At 71.1% G+C, this 18,841-nt stretch carries 21 protein-coding genes; 14 read left to right on the top strand and 7 right to left on the bottom strand.

The genetic code is table 11. From position 1 onward, the window contains the following. The first annotated feature begins 8 nt into the window (after positions 1-8). From CBF90_RS13385 to CBF90_RS13345, 9 genes are all read left to right on the top strand, one after another. Positions 9-1,031 carry an iron chelate uptake ABC transporter family permease subunit gene (locus CBF90_RS13385; RefSeq protein ID WP_088380824.1) on the top strand — a complete coding sequence of 341 codons (1,023 nt, stop codon included), beginning with the start codon at positions 9-11 and terminating at the stop codon, positions 1,029-1,031. Continuing rightward, positions 1,024-1,857 carry an ABC transporter ATP-binding protein gene (locus tag CBF90_RS13380; protein WP_064955950.1) on the top strand — a complete coding sequence of 278 codons (834 nt, stop codon included), beginning with the start codon at positions 1,024-1,026 and terminating at the stop codon, positions 1,855-1,857. The genes CBF90_RS13385 and CBF90_RS13380 overlap by 8 nt, the downstream gene beginning before the upstream one ends. Continuing rightward, positions 1,854-2,711 carry a siderophore-interacting protein gene (locus tag CBF90_RS13375; protein WP_088380823.1) on the top strand — a complete coding sequence of 286 codons (858 nt, stop codon included), beginning with the start codon at positions 1,854-1,856 and terminating at the stop codon, positions 2,709-2,711. The genes CBF90_RS13380 and CBF90_RS13375 overlap by 4 nt, the downstream gene beginning before the upstream one ends. A 21-nt stretch (positions 2,712-2,732) precedes the next feature. Next, positions 2,733-3,230: a GNAT family N-acetyltransferase gene (locus CBF90_RS13370; protein WP_172407843.1), complete on the top strand. Its 498-nt coding sequence runs from the start codon at positions 2,733-2,735 to the stop codon at positions 3,228-3,230. 74 nt (positions 3,231-3,304) lie between these two features. Continuing rightward, positions 3,305-4,153, top strand: a complete 849-nt coding sequence (locus tag CBF90_RS13365) for an aldo/keto reductase (RefSeq protein ID WP_023951941.1) — start codon at positions 3,305-3,307, stop codon at positions 4,151-4,153. Between the two features lie 125 nt (positions 4,154-4,278). Next, positions 4,279-5,010 (top strand): sulfurtransferase, encoded by a 732-nt coding sequence (locus tag CBF90_RS13360; protein ID WP_088380822.1) that lies wholly within the window; start codon positions 4,279-4,281, stop codon positions 5,008-5,010. Positions 5,011-5,012: 2 nt separating this feature from the next. Beyond that, positions 5,013-5,696 carry an NAD-dependent deacylase gene (locus CBF90_RS13355; RefSeq protein ID WP_088380821.1) on the top strand — a complete coding sequence of 228 codons (684 nt, stop codon included), beginning with the start codon at positions 5,013-5,015 and terminating at the stop codon, positions 5,694-5,696. A 43-nt stretch (positions 5,697-5,739) separates the two neighbouring features. Beyond that, positions 5,740-6,825 carry a crosslink repair DNA glycosylase YcaQ family protein gene (locus CBF90_RS13350; protein ID WP_088380820.1) on the top strand — a complete coding sequence of 362 codons (1,086 nt, stop codon included), beginning with the start codon at positions 5,740-5,742 and terminating at the stop codon, positions 6,823-6,825. Positions 6,826-6,937: 112 nt separating this feature from the next. Continuing rightward, positions 6,938-7,393, top strand: a complete 456-nt coding sequence (locus CBF90_RS13345; protein ID WP_023951935.1) for an SRPBCC family protein — start codon at positions 6,938-6,940, stop codon at positions 7,391-7,393. Positions 7,394-7,483: 90 nt separating this feature from the next. Here CBF90_RS13345 and CBF90_RS13340 read toward each other — a convergent pair whose 3' ends face one another. Beyond that, entirely contained in the window at positions 7,484-7,699 is a 216-nt protein-coding gene (locus tag CBF90_RS13340; RefSeq protein ID WP_023951934.1) for a DUF2945 domain-containing protein, read from the bottom strand. A gap of 133 nt (positions 7,700-7,832) precedes the next feature. Here CBF90_RS13340 and CBF90_RS13335 point away from each other — a divergent pair, with 133 nt between their 5' ends. The 3 genes from CBF90_RS13335 (at position 7,833) to CBF90_RS13325 (ending at position 10,580) form a co-directional block, all read left to right on the top strand. Next, positions 7,833-8,657 (top strand): SDR family NAD(P)-dependent oxidoreductase, encoded by an 825-nt coding sequence (locus tag CBF90_RS13335; RefSeq protein WP_064955945.1) that lies wholly within the window; start codon positions 7,833-7,835, stop codon positions 8,655-8,657. Positions 8,658-8,806: 149 nt separating this feature from the next. Further along, positions 8,807-9,172, top strand: a complete 366-nt coding sequence (locus CBF90_RS13330; RefSeq protein ID WP_103841014.1) for a hypothetical protein — start codon at positions 8,807-8,809, stop codon at positions 9,170-9,172. A 169-nt stretch (positions 9,173-9,341) separates the two neighbouring features. Then, on the top strand, positions 9,342-10,580 hold the full coding sequence (locus CBF90_RS13325) for an NAD(P)/FAD-dependent oxidoreductase (protein ID WP_088380818.1): 1,239 nt from the start codon (positions 9,342-9,344) through the stop codon (positions 10,578-10,580). Here CBF90_RS13325 and CBF90_RS13320 read toward each other — a convergent pair. Genes CBF90_RS13320 through CBF90_RS13310 form a run of 3 tightly spaced genes read right to left on the bottom strand, consistent with a single transcriptional unit; the run spans position 10,564 to position 12,859 of the window. Continuing rightward, a complete protein-coding gene (locus CBF90_RS13320) occupies positions 10,564-11,211 on the bottom strand; it encodes a hypothetical protein (RefSeq protein WP_242435681.1) in 648 nt (215 codons plus the stop codon). The two genes, CBF90_RS13325 and CBF90_RS13320, sit on opposite strands and share 17 nt — an antisense overlap. After that, positions 11,208-12,065 carry an endonuclease/exonuclease/phosphatase family protein gene (locus CBF90_RS13315; protein WP_088380817.1) on the bottom strand — a complete coding sequence of 286 codons (858 nt, stop codon included), beginning with the start codon at positions 12,063-12,065 and terminating at the stop codon, positions 11,208-11,210. Before CBF90_RS13315 ends, CBF90_RS13320 begins: the two co-directional genes overlap by 4 nt. Then, a complete protein-coding gene (locus tag CBF90_RS13310) occupies positions 12,062-12,859 on the bottom strand; it encodes a glycosyltransferase family 2 protein (RefSeq protein WP_088380816.1) in 798 nt (265 codons plus the stop codon). The genes CBF90_RS13315 and CBF90_RS13310 overlap by 4 nt, the downstream gene beginning before the upstream one ends. Before the next feature lie 83 nt (positions 12,860-12,942). Between CBF90_RS13310 and CBF90_RS18590 the strand changes: the two genes are divergently transcribed. Further along, entirely contained in the window at positions 12,943-14,730 is a 1,788-nt protein-coding gene (locus CBF90_RS18590; protein ID WP_141097166.1) for an NYN domain-containing protein, read from the top strand. 18 nt (positions 14,731-14,748) lie between these two features. Here the strand turns inward: CBF90_RS18590 and CBF90_RS13300 are convergent, their stop codons facing one another. Beyond that, positions 14,749-16,251, bottom strand: coding sequence for an MATE family efflux transporter (locus CBF90_RS13300; RefSeq protein ID WP_064955941.1), 1,503 nt, complete (start codon positions 16,249-16,251; stop codon positions 14,749-14,751). Between the two features lie 463 nt (positions 16,252-16,714). On the opposite strand from CBF90_RS13300, the gene CBF90_RS13295 reads away from it, so the two are divergent. Then, a complete protein-coding gene (locus tag CBF90_RS13295) occupies positions 16,715-17,023 on the top strand; it encodes a TraR/DksA family transcriptional regulator (protein ID WP_088380815.1) in 309 nt (102 codons plus the stop codon). A gap of 6 nt (positions 17,024-17,029) precedes the next feature. On the opposite strand, the gene CBF90_RS13290 is transcribed toward CBF90_RS13295, so the two are convergent. Further along, entirely contained in the window at positions 17,030-18,133 is a 1,104-nt protein-coding gene (locus CBF90_RS13290; RefSeq protein ID WP_306460407.1) for a HAMP domain-containing sensor histidine kinase, read from the bottom strand. Beyond that, a complete protein-coding gene (locus CBF90_RS13285; RefSeq protein WP_064955940.1) occupies positions 18,130-18,798 on the bottom strand; it encodes a response regulator transcription factor in 669 nt (222 codons plus the stop codon). The genes CBF90_RS13290 and CBF90_RS13285 overlap by 4 nt, the downstream gene beginning before the upstream one ends. Positions 18,799-18,841 lie beyond the last annotated feature (43 nt).

Below are 18,841 nucleotides of genomic sequence, written 5' to 3'. Positions count from 1 at the left end.
GGCCGCGGATGCTGAGCCCGCGAGTCGGCGGCCTGCACGTGGTGCTGCGCCTGCGCAGCGTGGTCGTCGGGATCGCTGCCCTCGTCGTCGCGGCGGTGCTGCTGGTCGTCGCCCTCGGCGCCGGCACCTTCCCCGTCGCGCCGGGCGATGTCGTCGCGGCGCTGGCGGGCGCGAGTGACGATGCGCTCGTGCAGACCGTGGTCCGCGAATGGCGGCTGCCACGGGCACTGGCGGCGCTCGGGGTGGGGGCGATCCTCGGGATCGCCGGGGCGCTGTTCCAGACCGTCACGCGCAATCCGCTGGCGAGTCCCGACATCCTGGGGCTTTCCAGCGGTGCCTTCACGGGCATGCTCGCCGCGCTGGTCCTGGTGTCGTCGAGCTGGCCGGTGCTCGTGGGCGGCTCGTTGATCGGTGCCCTCGCCACCGCCGTGGCGATCTGGGCGCTCGCCTGGCGCGGCGGCCTGCAGGGGTTCCGCCTCATCGTCGTCGGCATCGGCGTCTCGGCGATGCTCGCGTCGCTCAACACCTGGATGCTGCTGCAGATCGAGCTCGAGACGGCGATGTTCGCCTCCGCCTGGGGCGCAGGCAGTCTCAACGGCGTCACGGCTCCGGCGGTGGCCGGCGCACTGGCGTGCGCAGCGCCGTTCGTCGTCGCATCCTTCGCGCTCGTGCCGCGGCTGCGTCAGCTCGAGCTCGGCGACGACCTCGCGGCGGCGACGGGCGCCCGGCCGCATCTCGTCCGCACGCTCGCACTGCTGGTCGGGGTCGTGCTGGTCGCGGCGGCGACGACCGTCGGCGGTCCGATCGCCTTCGTCGCTCTGGCGGCGCCGCAGGTGGCGCGCCTCATCGCGCGCACGCCCCACCTGTCGCTCGGGCTCTCGGCCCTCATCGGGGCCGTGCTGCTGATCGCCTCCGACCTCATCGCGCAGCATCTGCTGCCCGCACCGCTTCCTGTCGGCGTCGTCACCGTCTCGCTCGGCGGCGCCTACCTCGTCCTCATGATCGTGCTGGAGGTCCGCCGCCGTGCCTGACCCGTTCCCCCCGGCGACATCGCTCGCCGCCGAGTCTGTGACCCTCGCCTACGACGGTGCGGATATCGTCCGCGATCTGTCGGTGCGGATCGAGCCCGGGTCGTTCACCGTCATCATCGGTCCCAACGCCTGCGGCAAGTCCACGCTTCTGCGCGGCCTCTCGCGTCTGCTCGCCCCGCGCGCGGGGAGTATCGTGCTCGACGGCCGCGCGATCACGGAGATGCCCGCGAAGGAGGTCGCTCGGCGGCTGGGCCTGCTGCCGCAGTCGGCGATCGCCCCGGAGGGCATCACGGTGCGCGAGCTGGTCGGACGCGGGCGCTACCCGTACCAGACCGTGTTCCGGCAGTGGTCCGCCGCCGACGACGCGGCTGTCGACGAGGCGCTGGCGGCGACCGGCACGACGCAGCTCGCCTCGCGCCCCGTCGAGGCATTGTCGGGGGGCCAGCGGCAGCGGGTGTGGGTCGCGATGGTCCTGGCACAGCAGACCGACCTGCTGCTGCTCGACGAGCCGACGACGTTCCTCGACGTGGCCCACCAGGTCGAGCTGATGGAGCTGTTCGCTGAGCTGAACGAGCGGGGCCGGACGATCGTCGCGGTGCTCCACGATCTGAACCATGCCGCCCGGTATGCGAGCCGCATCGTCGCGATGCGCGACGGGCGCATCCTCGCGGAGGGACCACCGGCGGAGGTGATCACGAGCCAGCGGGTGGAGGAGGTCTTCGGCCTCGCGAACATCGTCGTCGACGATCCGGTCACGGGCGGTCCGCTCGTCGTGCCGCTCCGCGCACGTCGGCCCGGGGCTGTGACGGGGGAGGAGACGCCGTGAGCGGCGAGCGTCCCTGGGCCTACAGTGCCTTCGTCGTCGAGGTCGCCGCCGTGGCCCGGCTCAGCCCCGGCTTCATCCGCATCACCCTTCGCGGCGAGGCACTGGCGAACTTCGCACCGTGGGGCCTCGACCAGCGCATCAAGATCGTGTTGCCGATGTCGGGGCGCCCGCACCCGGGCCTCGCCGAGTTCGGCCTGCTCGACGAGCCGACCCCGCACCCCTCCGACTGGTATGCGCGGTGGAAGGCGCTCGACGAGGACGACCGCAACGTGCTGCGCACCTATACGCCGTCGGCGATCCGCGTCGCCCAGCGGGAGATCGACGTCGACTTCTTCCTGCACGAGCCCATCGGGCCCGCCTCGGCATGGGCCCTGGCCGCCCGACCCGGCGACCCCCTCGTCATCACGGGACCCGACGTGCGGATGGGGTGGACGGGATACGGCATCCACTGGACGCCCGGCGAGGCGAGCCGGTTCCTCCTCGTGGGCGACGAGACGGCCTTCCCCGCCCTGCGGAACATCGTCGACTCGCTGCCCGAGGAGACGCAGCCGCACGTGATCGCGGGCGTGGCGGACGCCGCCGACGACCTCGTCACCGACGCGCTCGCCGATCGCGCGCTCGTGACGCGTGTCGAGCACCGCGCCGGCGACGACGGCCTCACCCTCGCTGTGCGGTCGTGGGCCGAAACACACGGCGCCACTGCGGCCGCCGATCCGGGGTTCGCGGTGTGGCTCGCCGGCGAATCGGGCGTCGTCACCGGCATCCGTCGCTTCCTCACCACCGAGGTCGGCATCCCGAAGGAGCGCATCTCGTTCCTCGGGTACTGGCGGCACGGCGGTCCGCTCGTCGGCTGACGCCCTCGATACGCTGACGGGATGACCCCGCGCGACCTTCCCGGCGGCGCCGTGCTGCGCGCCGCCCGCCCCGGTGACGAGACCGGCATCCTGGCCTGCATCCGCGCGCTCGCCGTCTACGAGCGTGAGCCGGATGCCGTCGAGAACACCGCCGAGATGCTGACCGAGACGCTGTTCGGGACAGAGCCTCGCGCCTTCTGCCACGTGGTCGAGCGCGAGGGCGACATCGTGGGGATCGCGATCTGGTTCCTCACCTATTCGACCTGGACGGGGCGCCATGGCATCTGGCTCGAAGACCTCTTCGTCGACGAATCGCAGCGGGGCAGCGGCTACGGCAAGGCGCTGATCGCGTCGCTCGCCGAAGTCTGCGTCGAGCGCGGATACTCGCGGCTCGAGTGGACCGTCCTCGACTGGAACGCCCCCTCTATCGCGTTCTACCGCTCGATCGGTGCCGAGCCGATGTCGGAGTGGACGACGCAGCGCCTCACCGGCGATGCGCTGCACGCGCTCGCGGGCTGAGTACCTCCTTGCCCCTCGGGGCGCCCCGCGTCAATCCCGACGACGCGGTCGGAGCACGCTCGTAGGGTGGAGGCATGGCAGATCAGATCCACGTTCCGAACGTGTCCCTCAACTCCGGCTTCGAGATCCCGCAGCTCGGCTACGGCGTCTTCAAGGTCGACCCGGCCGAGACCGAGCGTCTCGTCTCCGAGGCCTTCGAGGCGGGCTACCGCCACATCGACACCGCTGCGATCTACGGCAACGAGGAGGGCGTCGGCCGGGCCATCGCGGCCAGCGGCATCCCGCGTGACGAGCTGTTCATCACCACGAAGCTCTGGAACGACCGGCAGGGCGGGGACGAGCCTCGCAAGGCCCTCTCGGAGAGCCTCGAGAAGCTCGGACTCGATCACGTCGACCTGTACCTCGTGCACTGGCCGGCTCCCGCCAACGGCAACTACGTCAATGCGTGGCAGAAGCTCATCGAGCTGCGCGACGCGGGCCACACCCGCTCGATCGGCGTCTCGAACCACCTCGTCGAGCACCTCGAGAAGATCCACGCCGAGACCGGCGTGCTCCCCGCTGTGAACCAGATCGAGCTGCACCCGGCCTACCAGCAGAAGGAGGTCGTCGACTGGGCGACCGACAAGGGCGTGCGCATCGAGTCGTGGGGTCCCCTCGGTCAGGGCAAGTACGATCTCTTCGGCGCCGAGCCGGTCGCCGAGGCGGCTGCCGCGCACGGGAAGAGCCCCGCTCAGGTCGTGCTTCGCTGGCACCTGCAGCGTGGCTTCATCGTCTTCCCCAAGACGGTCAGCCGCGAGCGCATGGTCGAGAACGCGTCGCTGTTCGACTTCGAGCTCACGACGGCTCAGGTCGACGCGATCTCGGCCCTCGACCCGGGCGACGGGTCGGGCCGTGTGAGCGCGCACCCCTCCGAGGTGAACTGACCTCGGCCCCGATCGGGGTTCGGCTTCGGGCGCAGTTCTCAGCATCCCGCGCAGATCGTTCTGCGGCGGATGCCGGGGACTGCGCCCGATCCGCGCCTGGCCGCGCGGTTTCGTAGGCTGGAGGCGTGGCATCCGTTCTCAACGTCTCGGCGTACCTGTTCACGCACATCGCCGACCCCGCCGCGCTGCGTGACGTGCTGCGCGAGCGTGCCCTGGGAGCGGGACTCAAGGGCACGATCTTGCTGGCCGAGGAGGGCATCAACCTCTTCCTCGCCGGTGCCGAGACCGCTGTTCGGGGCTTCCTCGACGGCCTGCGCGCCGACGAGCGCTTCGCGGCGCTGACGGCGAAGGAGAGCTGGTCGGGCGACCAGCCGTTCGGCCGGATGCTGGTGAAGGTCAAACGCGAGATCATCCGCATGGACCGTCCCGCCATCCGGCCCGCCGCCGAGCGCGCGCCCAGCGTGTCGCCCGATGACCTGCGGCGCTGGCTCGACCAGGGCCACGACGACGCCGGGCGCGAGGTCGTTCTTCTCGACACCCGGAACGCCTTCGAGGTCGACTACGGCACGTTCGCGGGAGCTGTCGACTGGCGGATCGAGCGCTTCACGCAGTTCCCGGATGCCGCGTCCGCGCACCGCGATCAGCTCGAGGGCAAAACGGTCGTCAGCTTCTGCACGGGCGGCATCCGCTGCGAGAAGGCCGCGATCGTCCTGCGCGAGGAGGGGGTCGACGCCTACCAGCTCGAAGGCGGGATCCTCGGCTACTTCGAGCACGAGGGCGGCGCGCACTGGAACGGCGAGTGCTTCGTCTTCGATGAGCGCGAGGCCCTCGCCCCCGACCTATCGGCGCGGCGCTGACCGTGGCGCGGATCGTCGTCCTCACCGGGGCCGGCATCTCCGCCGAGTCGGGCATCCGCACGTTCCGCGCCGTCGACGGGCTCTGGGAGGACCACCGCATCGAGGATGTCGCGACTCCCGAGGGCTATGCGGCCGACCCGGCTCTCGTCCACGCGTTCTACGACGAGCGTCGTCGCGCGGTGGCCGCCGCGGAGCCCAACGCGGCGCATCTCGCCCTCGCCGGCCTCGAAGCACGGCGGCCGGGCGATGTGCTCATCGTCACGCAGAACATCGACGACCTGCACGAGCGGGCCGGGTCGATGCGCGTCAGCCACATCCACGGCGAGCTCGGGTCGGCGCTCTGCGAGGCGTGCGGAGAGCGGATGCCGTGGCACGGCGACCTCGCCGGAGGGCCGCGCTGTCCCTCATGCGGGGCCCGGGCGCTCCGCCCCGACGTGGTCTGGTTCGGCGAGGCGGTGTACGGGCTCGACGACATCTTCGACGCGGTGGCGCTGTGCGAGCAGTTCTGGGTGATCGGCACGTCGGGGGCGGTCACGCCCGCGGCATCCCTCGTCGCGGTTGCGGCGGAAGCCGGGGCTCGCACCGCTCTGCTGAACCTCGATGCCCATGACGACCTGCGCCTGTTCGACGACGTCGTGCTCGGGCCGGCGACGGTGACCGTTCCCGAGTGGGTCGCCCGCTTCTGACGGAGGTCGCGGGCGCGTCGGAGGTCGGCGGTAGCGTCGTGGCATGGAACCGCACCGGCTCACTCGTGAGCAAGCCCGTCGCATCATCGTGCGGGCGCAGCTGCTCGAGGCCGACCGGCCCGGCGACGTCGTCGAGGTGGCCGAGCAGATCGGCGCCATCAAGATCGATCCGACGGCCGTCATCGCGCCCAGCGAGCAGGCCATCCCGTGGGCGAGGATCGGCTGGGGATATGAGCCGGGGCAGCTGACGAAGGCCGTCGAAGACGACCGGCAGCTCTTCGAGTACGCCGGATCGTTCCACCCCGCGAGCATGCTGCCCGCGATGCGGGTGCGGATGCGCGGGCGCCCGGTGCGCGAGAGCACCGCGGCGTGGCTCGAGGCCAACAGGGCGTTCCGGGCCGACGTGCTGGCGCGCCTGCGCGCCGACGGACCGCTGCTGGCGGCCGACATCCCCGACACCGCCGCCGTGCCTGCCGGCAACGACAGCGGCTGGTACAGCGACAACCAGGTGCCGCGGATGCTCGATCTGCTCGAACGACTCGGCGAGGTCGCGGTCGTCGGGCGTGCCGGCCGACTGCGCCGCTGGGACGTCGCCGAGCGGGCACGCGGCCCCGAGCCCGACGACCTGACCTACGACGAGGCCGGCGCGATGCTCGACGAGCGACGGCTGCAGGGAGCGGGACTCGCGCGGCAGAAGTCGTCGTGGTCGGGGGTGGGGCTGGCCGGTGAGCCGGCCGTCGTCGAGGGGAGCGCGTGGAAGTGGCGAGTCGACCCGCGGGCGCTCGAGGCCATCGACGACGACCCCGGGGGGAGGGTGGCGATCCTCAACCCGTACGACGGGATGCTGTTCGACCGGCCGCGACTGATCGAGGCGTTCGACTTCACCTACAAGCTCGAGCAGTTCGTGCCGAAGGCGCAGCGCGTGTACGGCTACTTCGCGCATCCGATCCTGTGCGGCGACCGGTTCATCGGTCTTCTCGACGCGGCCCTCGACAAAGCGAAGGAGAACCTCGTCGTCGCGGCGCTGCACGAGCTCGTGCCTTGGGAGAGCGAAGAGCGCGAGATGGTCGAGGCGGAGATCCGCGACCTCGCCGAGTGGCTCGGCGTGTCGGTGCGCGGGCTCGACTGACCCCGACCGCCGGGCCTACCAGCCGACCGCCGAGGTCGCAAGTCGGTCGCGACGGCGCCGGCGACGGCGAAGCATGAAGGCAGCCCCGCAATCGAAACGAAAGGAGCCGCCCATGGCTCGCATCATCGAGACCATCGACGTCGACGTTCCCGTCTCCGTCGCCTACAACCAGTGGACGCAGTTCGAGTCGTTCCCGCACTTCCTGAGCTTCGTCGAGTCGGTCACCCAGCTCGACGACGGCACGACCCACTGGAAGGTGAAGATCGGCGGGGCCGAGCGCGAGTTCACCGCCAAGATCACCGAACAGCACCCCGACGAGCGCGTCGCCTGGAACAGCGTCGGCGGCAAGGACGAGCACGCCGGCGTCGTGACCTTCCACAAGCTCAGCGACAACGAGACGCGCGTCACGGTCCAGCTGGACTGGAAGCCCGAGGGCTTCGTCGAATCGGTCGGTGCCGCCATCGGCATCGACGACCACGCCGTGAAGAAGGACCTCACGCGCTTCAAGGAGTTCATCGAGTCGCGCGGCACCGAGACCGGTGCCTGGCGCGGCGACATCGAGAACTGACCCCGGCGCTCACGTATACGTTGAGAGGCCCCTCCGTTCGGCGGAGGGGCCTCTCGTCGTATGCGTGAGCGGATGCGGGGTGGCTGCCGCTCAGCTGCTGAGCTTGCGCAGCGCCGAACGCTTGTGCGCCGCCTGATCGCCGCTCTTCTCCGACTCGACGATGAAGGCCGGCTCGTCGGCGGATGCCGTGAACTTCTGACCCGCGAACTGGAAGTCCTTCTCCTTCTTCTCGACGATCTTCCCCTGCGTCCGCCCCTGAGAGGTGTCCCAGCTCACGCGGTCGCCCTTCGACAGTTCCTGAGCCATCCCGGCTCCTTCCGTTGTGCTTCGGTTGCCGCGATACTGTCGCCCGGCGGTGCCGGGCGAGAAGTCGTTGACACACCGGGGTCGGATGCGCCAGCACTCCCGCCAGGCGCCCGCAGCCTGCGAGACTGCGGGCATGCGCACGATCGTCATCACGGGAGCCAGCGACGGAATCGGGGCGGCCGCCGCGCGGCGTCTCGCGCGAGAAGGGCACCGCGTCGTGCTCGTCGGGCGCTCGCCGGAGAAGACCCGGGCTCTCGCGAGCGAGCTCGACGCGCCGTACCACCTGGCCGACTACGCCGAGCTCGCTCAGGTGCGGCGTCTGGCCGACGAACTGCTCGAGGCCTATCCGCGCATCGACGTGCTCGCCAACAACGCCGGCGGCATCTTCGGTCCGCGCGCCCTCACCGTCGACGGCTACGAGCAGACCTTCCAGGTCAATCACCTCGCCGGCTTCCTGCTGACGAACCTGTTGCTGGAGCGGCTCATCGAGAGCGAAGCATCCGTCATCCAGACGGCCAGCGTGGCGGCTCGCCTGTTCTCGCGGTTCGACGCGACCGACCTGAACGCGGCGAAGCACTACTCGGGGCGCATCGCCTACGGCAACGCCAAGCTCGCCGACATCCTGTTCACGCGCGAACTGCAGACCCGCTTCGGCGATCAGGGCATCTCGGCGGCCGCCTTCCACCCCGGCGTCGTCGCGACGCAGTTCGCGGCGAACGTGCCCGGTCCGCTCCGATGGGTCTACCACAACCCGCTCGCGCGGCGGCTGCTCACCACGACCGACGAGGGCGGCGCGCGCCTGGTCTTCCTCGCCGACGGAGTCCCGAATCGCGATTGGGTGCCCGGCGCGTACTACGAGAACGACCGCCCGACCCGGTCGCACCGCAACGCGACCGACCCCGATCTCGCCCGCGAGCTCTGGGATCGCAGCGCCGAGATGGTCGCCCTCGCCGGCTGACCTGCCGGCGCCGAGCACGCACCGTCGCGCCGAGCACGCACCGCACACCGTGCACTGTCGCCGGGATGGTGCGTGCTCGGCGGGAGATGCGCAAGGGGGTCGGGCGGGGCGTGCGGGGCACGTACCGTGGGGCCGAACGGGAGGACGACATGGTCGACAAGCGCAACGAGCCCCACGGACCAGAGCAGATGCCGGACCGCCACCCCCGGCCCGATCCCACCGATCTGACCAATCAGGCCAGCTTCCGACACGGATCGGCCTCGCGGTGGCTCGTGCCCGCGGGCGTCCTGGCCGCGGTAGCGATCGTCCTCTACGTGCTGGCGTTCCAGCTGCAGACGGCGCTGCCCGCCATCGGCATCATCTTCGCCGTGGTCGGCTGGGCGATGATGGTCGTCGCCGCCCGGTCATCGGCCGACGCGCCCGTGCGCAACCGGCGCCTGGCTCTCGCGATGGCGATCCTCGCCGTCGGCATCCTCGCGATCTTCATCCTGATCTACATCACCGAAACCCTCTAGCCCGGCCCTGCTCTCGCCGAGAACGCACCTCCGCTCCGAGCACGCACCATGCAGCGAGCGTGCTCGCGTCGCGGGTGCGTTCTCGGCGGCATCCGCACCTCGCCTAGACCCCGCCGTCGCGCGACGCAAGCACCCTCGCCGTTCCGGGAGCGGCACCTAGCGTGGTCGCATGGCGACGGCAGACGCAGCATCTGATCCTCGAGCGACACGACGGCACCCCGTGCATCACCGGGTCGTGGTGGTGGGCGGCGGCAACGGCGGCGTCTCGGCCGCAGCCCGACTGCAACGGCAGGGTGTCGATGACATCGCGCTGATCGAGCCGAAGGACGCCCACGAGTACCAGCCGCTGTTCTCGCACGTCGCCGGCGGCACCGCGCGCATCAGCGAGACGGTTCGGCCGCAGGGCAGTGTCATCCCCGACGGTGTCCGATGGATCCAGGATGCCGTGACCTCGGTCGATCCGCACCGGTCGACGGTGCGCCTGGCCTCGGGCGGAGAGGTCGGCTACGACCATCTCGTGCTGAGCCCCGGGATGCAGAAGGACTGGGCGAGCGTCCCGGGTCTGGCCGAATCGATCGGCACGGGCGACGTGACCACCCACTACGAGGGCGATCTCGCGGCCCGCACCTCGTTGCGCCTGCGCGACCTCCGGCGAGGCACCGTCGTCTTCACGCAGCCCGCGGGTCCCGCCTCGTGCGCGGGCGCCTCGCAGAAGCCGATGTACCAGGCGTGCGACTACTGGCAGCGCACGGGTGTGCTCGACGACATCCGGGTCGTCCTCGTCGTGCCGGAGACCACCGTGTTCGGCATCCCGGCCTTCGATCGCGAGATCCAGCGGGCGATCGACCGTTACGGCATCGAGCTGCGCACCGAGAGCGCGTTGATCGAGCTGGATGCCGCGGCGTCCGAGGTCGTGATCGCCTCGCCCTCCGGCATCGAACGCATCCGGTTCGATCTCGTCAACGTCGTCCCGCCGCAGTCGGCTCCCGACTGGATCCGGGAGTCCGGGCTGGCAGCAGCCGGCGACGCCGACGGGTTCGTCGACGTCGACCCTGAGACGCTGCGCCACACTCGCTTCGGCAACGTGTGGGCCATCGGCGACGCCGCCGGGACGACGAACTCGAAGAGCGGGGGAGCGCTTCGCAAGCAGACCATGGTGCTCGCGAAGAACCTCGCGGCCGTCGCCGGAGGAGGCGAGCCCCGCGCGCGGTACGACGGCTACGGCGTGTGCCCGATGACGGTGTCGCGGTCGAGTGTCGTGTGGGCCGAGTTCGGTCCGTCCGGCGAGCTCATGCCGACGATCCCGTTCTTCCGGCGGATGTATCGCGAGAGCGCGCTGTCGTGGTTCTTCGACCGGCGCGTGCTGCCGTGGGTGTACTGGAACCTCATCCTCACCGGGAGGGTGTGACGCCGGCGGCATCCTCGCGGTCGACGTCGCCGCCCGTGCCGCGCGGACGCTCGGCCGTCAGCCGCACGCGCGCCACGAGGATGCCGGCGATCAGCGCACCGACCCCGCCCACGGCCATGTCGCCGATCGTGTCGTCGTAGGTCACGAGGATGGAGTCGACGAAGGCCTTCCCGACCCACTCCACGATCTCCCAGAGCGCCGCGAAGGCGAGACCGAACGCCGTCGTGACGATGAGGCCGGTACGCCGTCGGAAGCCCGTAGCGCCGGGGAGCGGCACGATCCCGACGCGAGCCGCCGCGATGTAGGCGAGGGCCGCGAGCACGCCCGTGCACACGAGGTGCACCGGGATGTCCCACGACGGGACGCTGCGGTACAGATCGACGACGTTGCTCCACGCAGCGATGAGCACCGTGACGCCGCACGCGATGTCGAACGAGGGGCGGACCCCGACGAAACGCGGTGCGACGAGCGCGGGAAGCGCGAAGGCGAGGATGCCGGCATCCGTGAGCTCGAACCACAGTGCGGCGACGACGATGCTGAGCAGCCCGCAGAGCCGCACCGCGTCCGCGACCACGGCGCTCATCGTTCGAGGCGGGCGGAGGAAGTTCTCGATCATGACGGGGCGGCTCATGAGGCGTCCTCTCCCAACCGGAGGAGCACATGCACGCCGAGGTGGTCGGACGGCGCCGCGCCGTCGATCGTCCGGGTGTCGATCGCGGCGCGGGTGACGCGGGTGCCACGGTCGACGGCGATCCAGTCGATCGGCCCCTTGCGGACGCGCGGCGGGTGGTAGCCGCCGTAGGTGTCCCAGAGCGCAGTCGTGCGCATCTCGGCGGCGTGCCACGCGTCGACCAGGTCTCCGCTGAGGAGCGCCGCCACCGGCGCCGAGCCGGGCCCGGCGTTCAGATCGCCCATGACGACGACCGGACCCGGCGTCTTTGCGGCGAGGTCGTGCAGCAGCCAGGCCGAGCGCAGGCGCGATCGCGCCGAGAAGACGTCGAGGTGCGTGTTGAACACGGTCAGCACGCTGCCCGTGACGCGATCGAGGAACGAAGCCCGGACGACGACCCGGGGCACCGGATTGCCCCATGATGCCGATCCGGCGACGGCGGGCGTCTCCGACAGTGCGAGCTGAGCGTGGCCGGTCAGTTCGAGACGCTCGGTGTCGAAGAAGATCGGGCATCCCTCGCCGCGGCCGTCGGCGTTCCGGCCATGACCGATGAAGCGGTAGGACGTGCCGAGCGAGGCGCGCACGAGGTCGGCCTGGTCGGGCATCGCCTCCTGCGTGCCGAGGATCGCGGGCGGGTCGGCGTGCAGCACGGTGGCCAGTCGCCGACCGCGCACCGTCCAGCGGTCATTCGGCGGCCACGTCGGACCGTCGATGCGTCGGCGGATGTTCCAGGTCGCGACGTGAAGGTCGTGCGGATGCATCTCGCCGGGGTCGAAGAGGCGGGCGACGGTGCTCCCGCGCGATGCGCGCGTCATCGTCGAGCCTCCGCGGCGCGGGTCATGCGGCGGCGTCTGGTGCGCCGCAGTCGGCGGGCGACGCGGCGGTGCGGCAGCTCGTCGGGCCAGTGCGCGACGACGGTGTGGAAGCCGCGGGCGACCCGGGTACGGAAGGCGCGCCCGTCGTCGAAGGGCCGCATCGAGATCCCCATGTCGGCGCGTCGCGAGTACGCGATGCGGTGCCGTCCGCCCAGGTGGAACGCCAGGTCGAAGTCGTCATGCACCTCGGCGTCGCCGCGGTGCACCTCTGTACTGACGCTCCGCCACGCGGTGCGCCGGAAGGCGAGATTGGAGCCGAACAGCGGCAGGTGGCCGAGCGCGGCGAACCCCAGCAGCGCGTAGAGACCGAGGTAGGTCGCCGCGAGGGGGCGGCGCAGCATCCGCGGTCCGTCGATGAAACGGGCGCCTCCCGTGAGCACGGCGACATCAGGGCGGCGGGCGAAGTCGCGGCAGAGGCCGGCGATCCAGCTGGGCGACGGCAGCGAGTCGGCGTCCAGGCGCAGCACGAGATCGCCGAGCGCGTGGTCGTAGCCCGTCGCCGCAGCGGCGGGGATGCCGGCGGCGGCGCATTCGACGACGCGGGCACCGGCGGCGCGGGCGACGTCGGCGGAATCATCGCGCGAGCCGTTGTCGACGACGACGATCTCGTCGGGTAGGTCGGACTGCTCGGCGAGAGCGCGCAGACACCGCCGCAGCATCACGGCGTCGTCCTTCACCGGGATCACGACCGAGACGGTCGGACGGTGCAGCGGGGGCCGGGCTTCGCGTGTCATCAGACCTCACGCTACGGCTGCCGGGGGAGCGCCGGCAGCGGCTTGACAGTGCTGCGCCGCCTCGTCAATGACATGCTGGGGGTATGCCTCAGCAGAGCGACCTCCTCGCCGTCCTCGTCGATGCCGACAACGTCTCGCCATCGCGGATCGGCGGTGTGCTCGCCGAGATCGCGACCTACGGCACCGCCTCGGTCAAGCGCGTCTACGGCGACTGGACCAAGTCGCAGTTGCGCGGGTGGAAGGATGCCGCGAGCGAGCACGTCATCCAGCCGATGCAGCAGTTCGACAACACGACCGGCAAGAATGCGACCGACAGCGCGCTGATCATCGATGCGATGGACCTGCTGTACACGCGCCGGTTCCAGGGGTTCTGCATCGTCTCGAGCGACAGCGACTTCACGCGTCTGGCCTCGCGCATCCGCGAGGAAGGGGTCACCGTCTACGGCTTCGGTGAGCGGAAGACTCCCGAGGCCTTCCGCAACGCGTGCGATCAGTTCACCTACCTCGAGGTGCTCGGTGTCGTCGACGAGCCGGATGCCGCACGCTCGACCACCGCGGAGCGCTGGACGTCTGCGGCGTTGCGCGGCGACGCGCGCCTCGTGGCCCTGCTGCGCAGCGCCGCCGAGACCGCCTCCGCCGACGACGGCTGGTCCGATCTCGGCACGGTGGGTCAGCTCATGCGCAAGCAGCAGCCCGACTTCGACCCCCGCAACTGGGGCTACGCGAAGCTGTCGGATCTCGTGCGAGCGGTGGGGCTGTTCACGATCGAGTCGAAGCCGGGCGGGATGTCGCTGCGCCCGAAGACCGCGGGGGGCTCGAAGGGCTCGGACGACACCGCTGCCGACGCGTCCGCGAAGGGCCGAGGAGATGCCGAACCGGGACGCTCGAGGCGCAAGCCGTCGCGTGCCAAGAGCGCAGGCTCGGAGTCCGAGTCGTTCGCGCAGGCGACACCGACCGCGCCGGAGGCGCCGACCGGGCCGGAGGACGGTGCGGACTCCCGCGTCGAGACCTCGCGGGCGACCGCTCCGTCGGAGAGCGCGAGCGGGTCGGCATCCCGCGGCCGTCGTCCGATGATCGAGCAGCTGACGCTGGGCGCAGCTCTGGATGCCGCGCTCGACGCGGTCTCGTCGGCCGCGCGCGGCAACGCCGCGTCGTCGTCGTCGTCAGAGGATGCCGATGCTGTAGGCGCCGGCGGGGGAGCGGTCGACCCCGCGCCGATGCCTGCCGCGACGGAGCGCACGACACCCGACGAGGCGACCGGCTCGGTGGATGCCGCCCCGGCCGAGGACGAGGCGGTGTCCGACGGCGGAGCGGCGAAGAGGCGGACAGCCGCGAAGAAGACCACCGCGAAGGCTGATGCGAAGACCCCCGCGAAGGCTCCCGCGGCGAAGACCCGGGCCCCCCGGACGACGACCGCTCGCGCCGCGGCGAAGCCTGCGGCCGAAGACGCCGATCCGACGGAGCCGAGCGTCCGCGCGGAATCCGTGTCCGGCCCGGACGACGGTGCCGCTCCGACGACGGTCGAGACGGAGACCGAGGCCGAGACGCCCGCGCGACCGAAGCGCGCGTCGCGCAGCCGAGCAACCGCATCGAAGACCGCCTCGGACGATGCCGACTCCGAGGCTCCTGTCCGGCCGAAGCGCGCGTCGCGCAACCGGAAGGCCGCGGCTGAGCCCGCGAGCGAGCCGACGGTCGACCCCGCTGTCGAGCCCGTCGCGGAGCCCGCGACGAAGACGACTGGTCGGACTGCCGCCGAGCCCGCCGTCGAGGCGCCGGCCGACGCCGTTTCGGCTCCGGCTTCAGCTGCGGCATCCGCGCCCGTCAAGCGGGCTCCCCGCCGGGCATCCCGGCCCGGCTCGTCGGCGAGCTGATCGCGGGGCGGCGCCCGGTCAGCCGCGTCCGCGGCGCAACGCCGAGACGAGCGCACGACGTCGGCGCCGCGCGACCGGAACGACGGGCACCGGCTGCGTGACCACCGCGTCGACGACCATCGATCCGCTCGCGGGGCCCACGACCGGTACCGGCGTCGTCGCTGCGGTGATGTGATCCGCGCGGGCGACGGGCATGCCCGCGAGCTCGCGCCGGGCCCGCAGGTAGGCGGGGATCAGGATGACGGTTGCGCCGAGCCACGCGAGGGGATTGCTCCAGGCCACTCCCGCGAACCCGAGCAGCGCGCCGAGCACGACGGCGGCTCCGGCGCGCATGAACAGCTCGACGATCCCGGTGATGGTCGGCACGAGGGTGTGCCCGAGCCCCTGCAGGGCCCCGCGAAGGACGAACAGGACGCCGAGGGCGCTGTAGGTCGCCCCGTTGATGATCAGCATGAGCGCGGCGAGGGAGACGACCTCATCCGAGCCGTCGCCGACGAACAGGCGCACGAGCGAGGCCCCCGAGGTGATCAGCACCACGCCGAGAGCGACGGCGCCGATCACTGCCATCCATGTCGCCTGCGCGACGCCTTGGCGGATGCGGTCGGGACGGCCGCCGCCGTAGTTCTGCGCGACGAACATCGAGACGGCGAGTCCGAGCGACTGCAGCAGAGCGACCGCGATGCCGTCGACGCGGGAGGCGGTCGTGTAGGCGGCGACGGCGTCGGCACCGAGCTCGTTGAGACGGACCTGCACCGCGAGCGTGCCGATCGCGATGATCGACGCCTGGAATCCCATCGGCAGCCCGAGTCGCAGATGCAGGGCGAGATCGGCACGCGTGATGCGCCAGTCGGAGCGCCGCATGCGCAGAACGGGGATGCGCCGGCGGATGTAATCGAGGCACAGCACCACCGAGAGCGCCTGCGACACCACCGTCGCGAGGGCGGCCCCGCCGACCCCCCACCCGAGCGGTCCGACCATCAGCACCACGAGCACGACGTTGAAGACGCACGCGACCGTCAGGAAGATCAGCGGGGTGCGTGAGTCGCCGATCGCGCGGATGATGGCGGCGAGATAGTTGAAGAACATCGTCGCCCCGGCACCCAGGAAGCTGACGACAGCGAACGTCGTCGCGTCGTCGAGCAGTTCCGGGGGCGTCTGCAGCAGCTGAAGCAGCGGGCGCGAGAGGAACGGCGCCACGACGGTGAGCGCGACGCTCGTGATGGCGGTCAGCGTGGCACCGGCCGCGACCGAGCGGCGCACTGCGGCGTGGTCGCCGGCGCCGAAGGCCTGCGCCGTGGGGATCGCGAACCCCGAGGTCAGTCCCCACGCGAAGCCGATGAGGAGGAAGAGCATCGAGCCGGTGGCGCCGACCGCAGCGAGTGCGTCGACGCCGAGCCAGCGGCCCACCACGACCGCGTCGACGATGTGGTACATCTGCTGCACCACGTTGCCGATCAGAAGGGGCACCGAGAACGCGAGGATGACGCGCCAGGGGCTGCCGGTGGTGAGGTTGCGGGACATCGCGGTGGCCTTCGAGAAGATGCGGGCACGACAACGGCGGCGCCGGAGCGCCGCCGTCGGTCAGTCTATCGAATCGATTCGAGATGTGCCACGGGCTATCCCGCATGCGCACGCGCGGCGTCAGCGGGCCGAGCCCTTCCGCGGTTTGAGGAACGCGCCGTCCTCCTGCTTCTCGCGTTTGGCGGCGCGTTTTTCCTTGAGTGACAATTGCGGCGCCTTTTTGTCGCCGCGTGAGCGTGGTGTTTTGGTCGACATAAGAACTCGCTTCCCCTTGTGGCTGGCGTGTGACTGCCGACCATAGCCCGGAAAATAAAGAAGTCAAATCGACCGTCGAGGGCGATTTGCAGTGACTTGCTTTTTTGTGCGCACTGGCTATGGTGGGTGGTCAATGCCCCGTCATCTCGCCCCTGCGGGCTCGAGATCGGGGCTTTTCGTGCACCACAAAAAGCGGAACGGAAGAAAAATGGAAAAGACGGCCGAAGCGGCGTCGAGCGACGTCCGGACGCGCCTGGAAGCGCTCCTCGCGGAACGCCGCGAGCTGCTGGCGGATATCGAGCCGCGTGCCGTTCCCTCGGTCGACCCGGTGGCCTATCAGGCCGCCGCATCGCACCGCGCGACGATCACGCTGATCAGCGAGGCGCTGGGCCGCGTCCGTGCGGGCTCGTACGGTCAGTGCGTCGGATGCGGTCGTGCGATCGCGCCCGCACGCCTGGAAGCGGTTCCCTACGCTCCCGCGTGCATCGAGTGCCAGAGCCGGGCCGAGACGGCCTGAGGCCGCTCACGCGCTCGGCAGCGCGACCCGGACGAGCAGGCCGCCGCCTTCGCGCGCCGTGATGCGCAGATCGCCGCGGTGGCTGCGGACGATGGTCGCGACGATGGTCAAGCCGAGACCGACGCCGCGGTCGGATGCCGGGCGGGTGCGGTCGCCCGCCCGGACGAACGGCTCCGTGAGCGTCGAGACGCGAGCGGCATCCAGGTGGGGCCCGGTGTTCGCTATCTCGAGCAGCGCCCACCCGTCCGGCGCCGTGCGCGTCCGCACCGCGACCTCGCCGCCGTCGGAGAGGTTGTGGACCATCGCGTTGGTGACGAGGTTCGATACGAGCTGCCCGAGCAGGGCCGCGTTGCCGTGGGCGACCGCCGGCCCCGGCTCCACCCGGATGGTCGGCGACGGCCGGTGCGTCGCCGGGGCGCCGGGGGTTCGCGCGTCCGCGGCGACGCGTTCCGTCACGGCGGCGAGGTCGACCGGCTCGAAGGCCAGGCCGGTGCGGCCGGCGCGTGCCAGGTCGAGCAGTGCCTCCGTCGTCGCGATCGCCCGCTCGTTCGTCTCGGCGATCCTGCTCAGGACGAGGTCGACGTCGCGCTCCTCCGGATCGGCTCGCGCGACCTCGACGATCGTCCGGATGACGGCGTGCGGGGTGCGCAGCTCGTGCGACGCGTTCGCCGCGAACCGCGATTCCTCGGCGACCGCTCTCTCGATCCGGTCGAGCATGTCGTCGAAGGCATCGGCGAGGTCGGTGAGCTCGTTCCGTCGTCCGCGCAGCGCGATCCGGCGGTGAAGCGTTCCCGCATCGGCCAGGCCGACGACCTCGGTGATCCGCCCGAGCGGGGCGAGCATCCACCCCGAGAGGAACCATCCGCCGACGAGGCCGACGACGACGAGCGCCGCGAGGGCCCACCAGGCGTACTTCACGAAGACGTCGGTGAGGTCACCGCGACCCGGTGCCCACCCGCCCGTCGACTGACTGAACAGGTCGCCGCTCGGCACGAACCGCAGGGCCAGCAAGCCGACGCCGAAGAGCACCGCGCCGGCGACGACGAGGAACCCGGCGTAGCTGAGGGTGAGCGAGACCCGTAAGGAGAGCCCTCGGCGACGGACGATCACGGCGCGGGGTCCGACATCCGGTATCCGACGCCGGGAACGGTCTCGATGACCCAGGGCTCGCCGAGCCGTTTGCGCAGCGTCGAGATCGTGATGCGGACCGCGTTCGTGAACGGGTCGGCGTTCTCGTCCCACGCCCGTTCGAGCAGCGTCTCGGCACTGATGACGCCGCCGGCGGCGCCGACGAGAACCTCGAGCACGGCGAACTGCTTCCGCGTCAGCGCGACGTATCTTCCGTCGCGGTAGACCTCGCGCCGAAAGGGATCGAGTCGCACGCCGCCGAACTCGCGGACCGGGGGAGCGGAGCTGGGCGAACGTCGAGCCAGCGCGCGCAGCCGCAGCACGAGCTCGCGCATCGCGAACGGCTTGGTCAGGTAGTCGTCGGCGCCGGATTCGAAGCCCGACGCCTTGTCGTCCAGCCGGTCGGCCGCCGTCAGCATGAGGATGCGGGGAGCCTGGGGGCGCTGCGAGAGGAGGCGGGCGATCTCGTCGCCGTTCGGGCCGGGGATGTCACGGTCGAGCACGACGACGTCGTACCCGGTGATGGCCAGCTGCTCGAGTGCGATGTCGCCGTCGGCGGCGAGGTCGGCGGAGATGGCCTCGAGGCGCAGCCCGTCGCGGATCGCCTCGGCGAGGAAGAGCTCGTCCTCGACGATCAGCACACGCATGGCCTCAGGATAGGCGGGCGCAGGTATCGCGGGCGTATGAGGA

Source organism: Microbacterium sp. AISO3 (assembly GCF_002204305.1).
Classification (GTDB): Bacteria; Actinomycetota; Actinomycetes; order Actinomycetales; family Microbacteriaceae; genus Microbacterium; species Microbacterium arborescens.
Note: the sequence above shows the minus strand (reverse complement) of the source record. Positions and strands in the feature narration are given on the sequence as shown.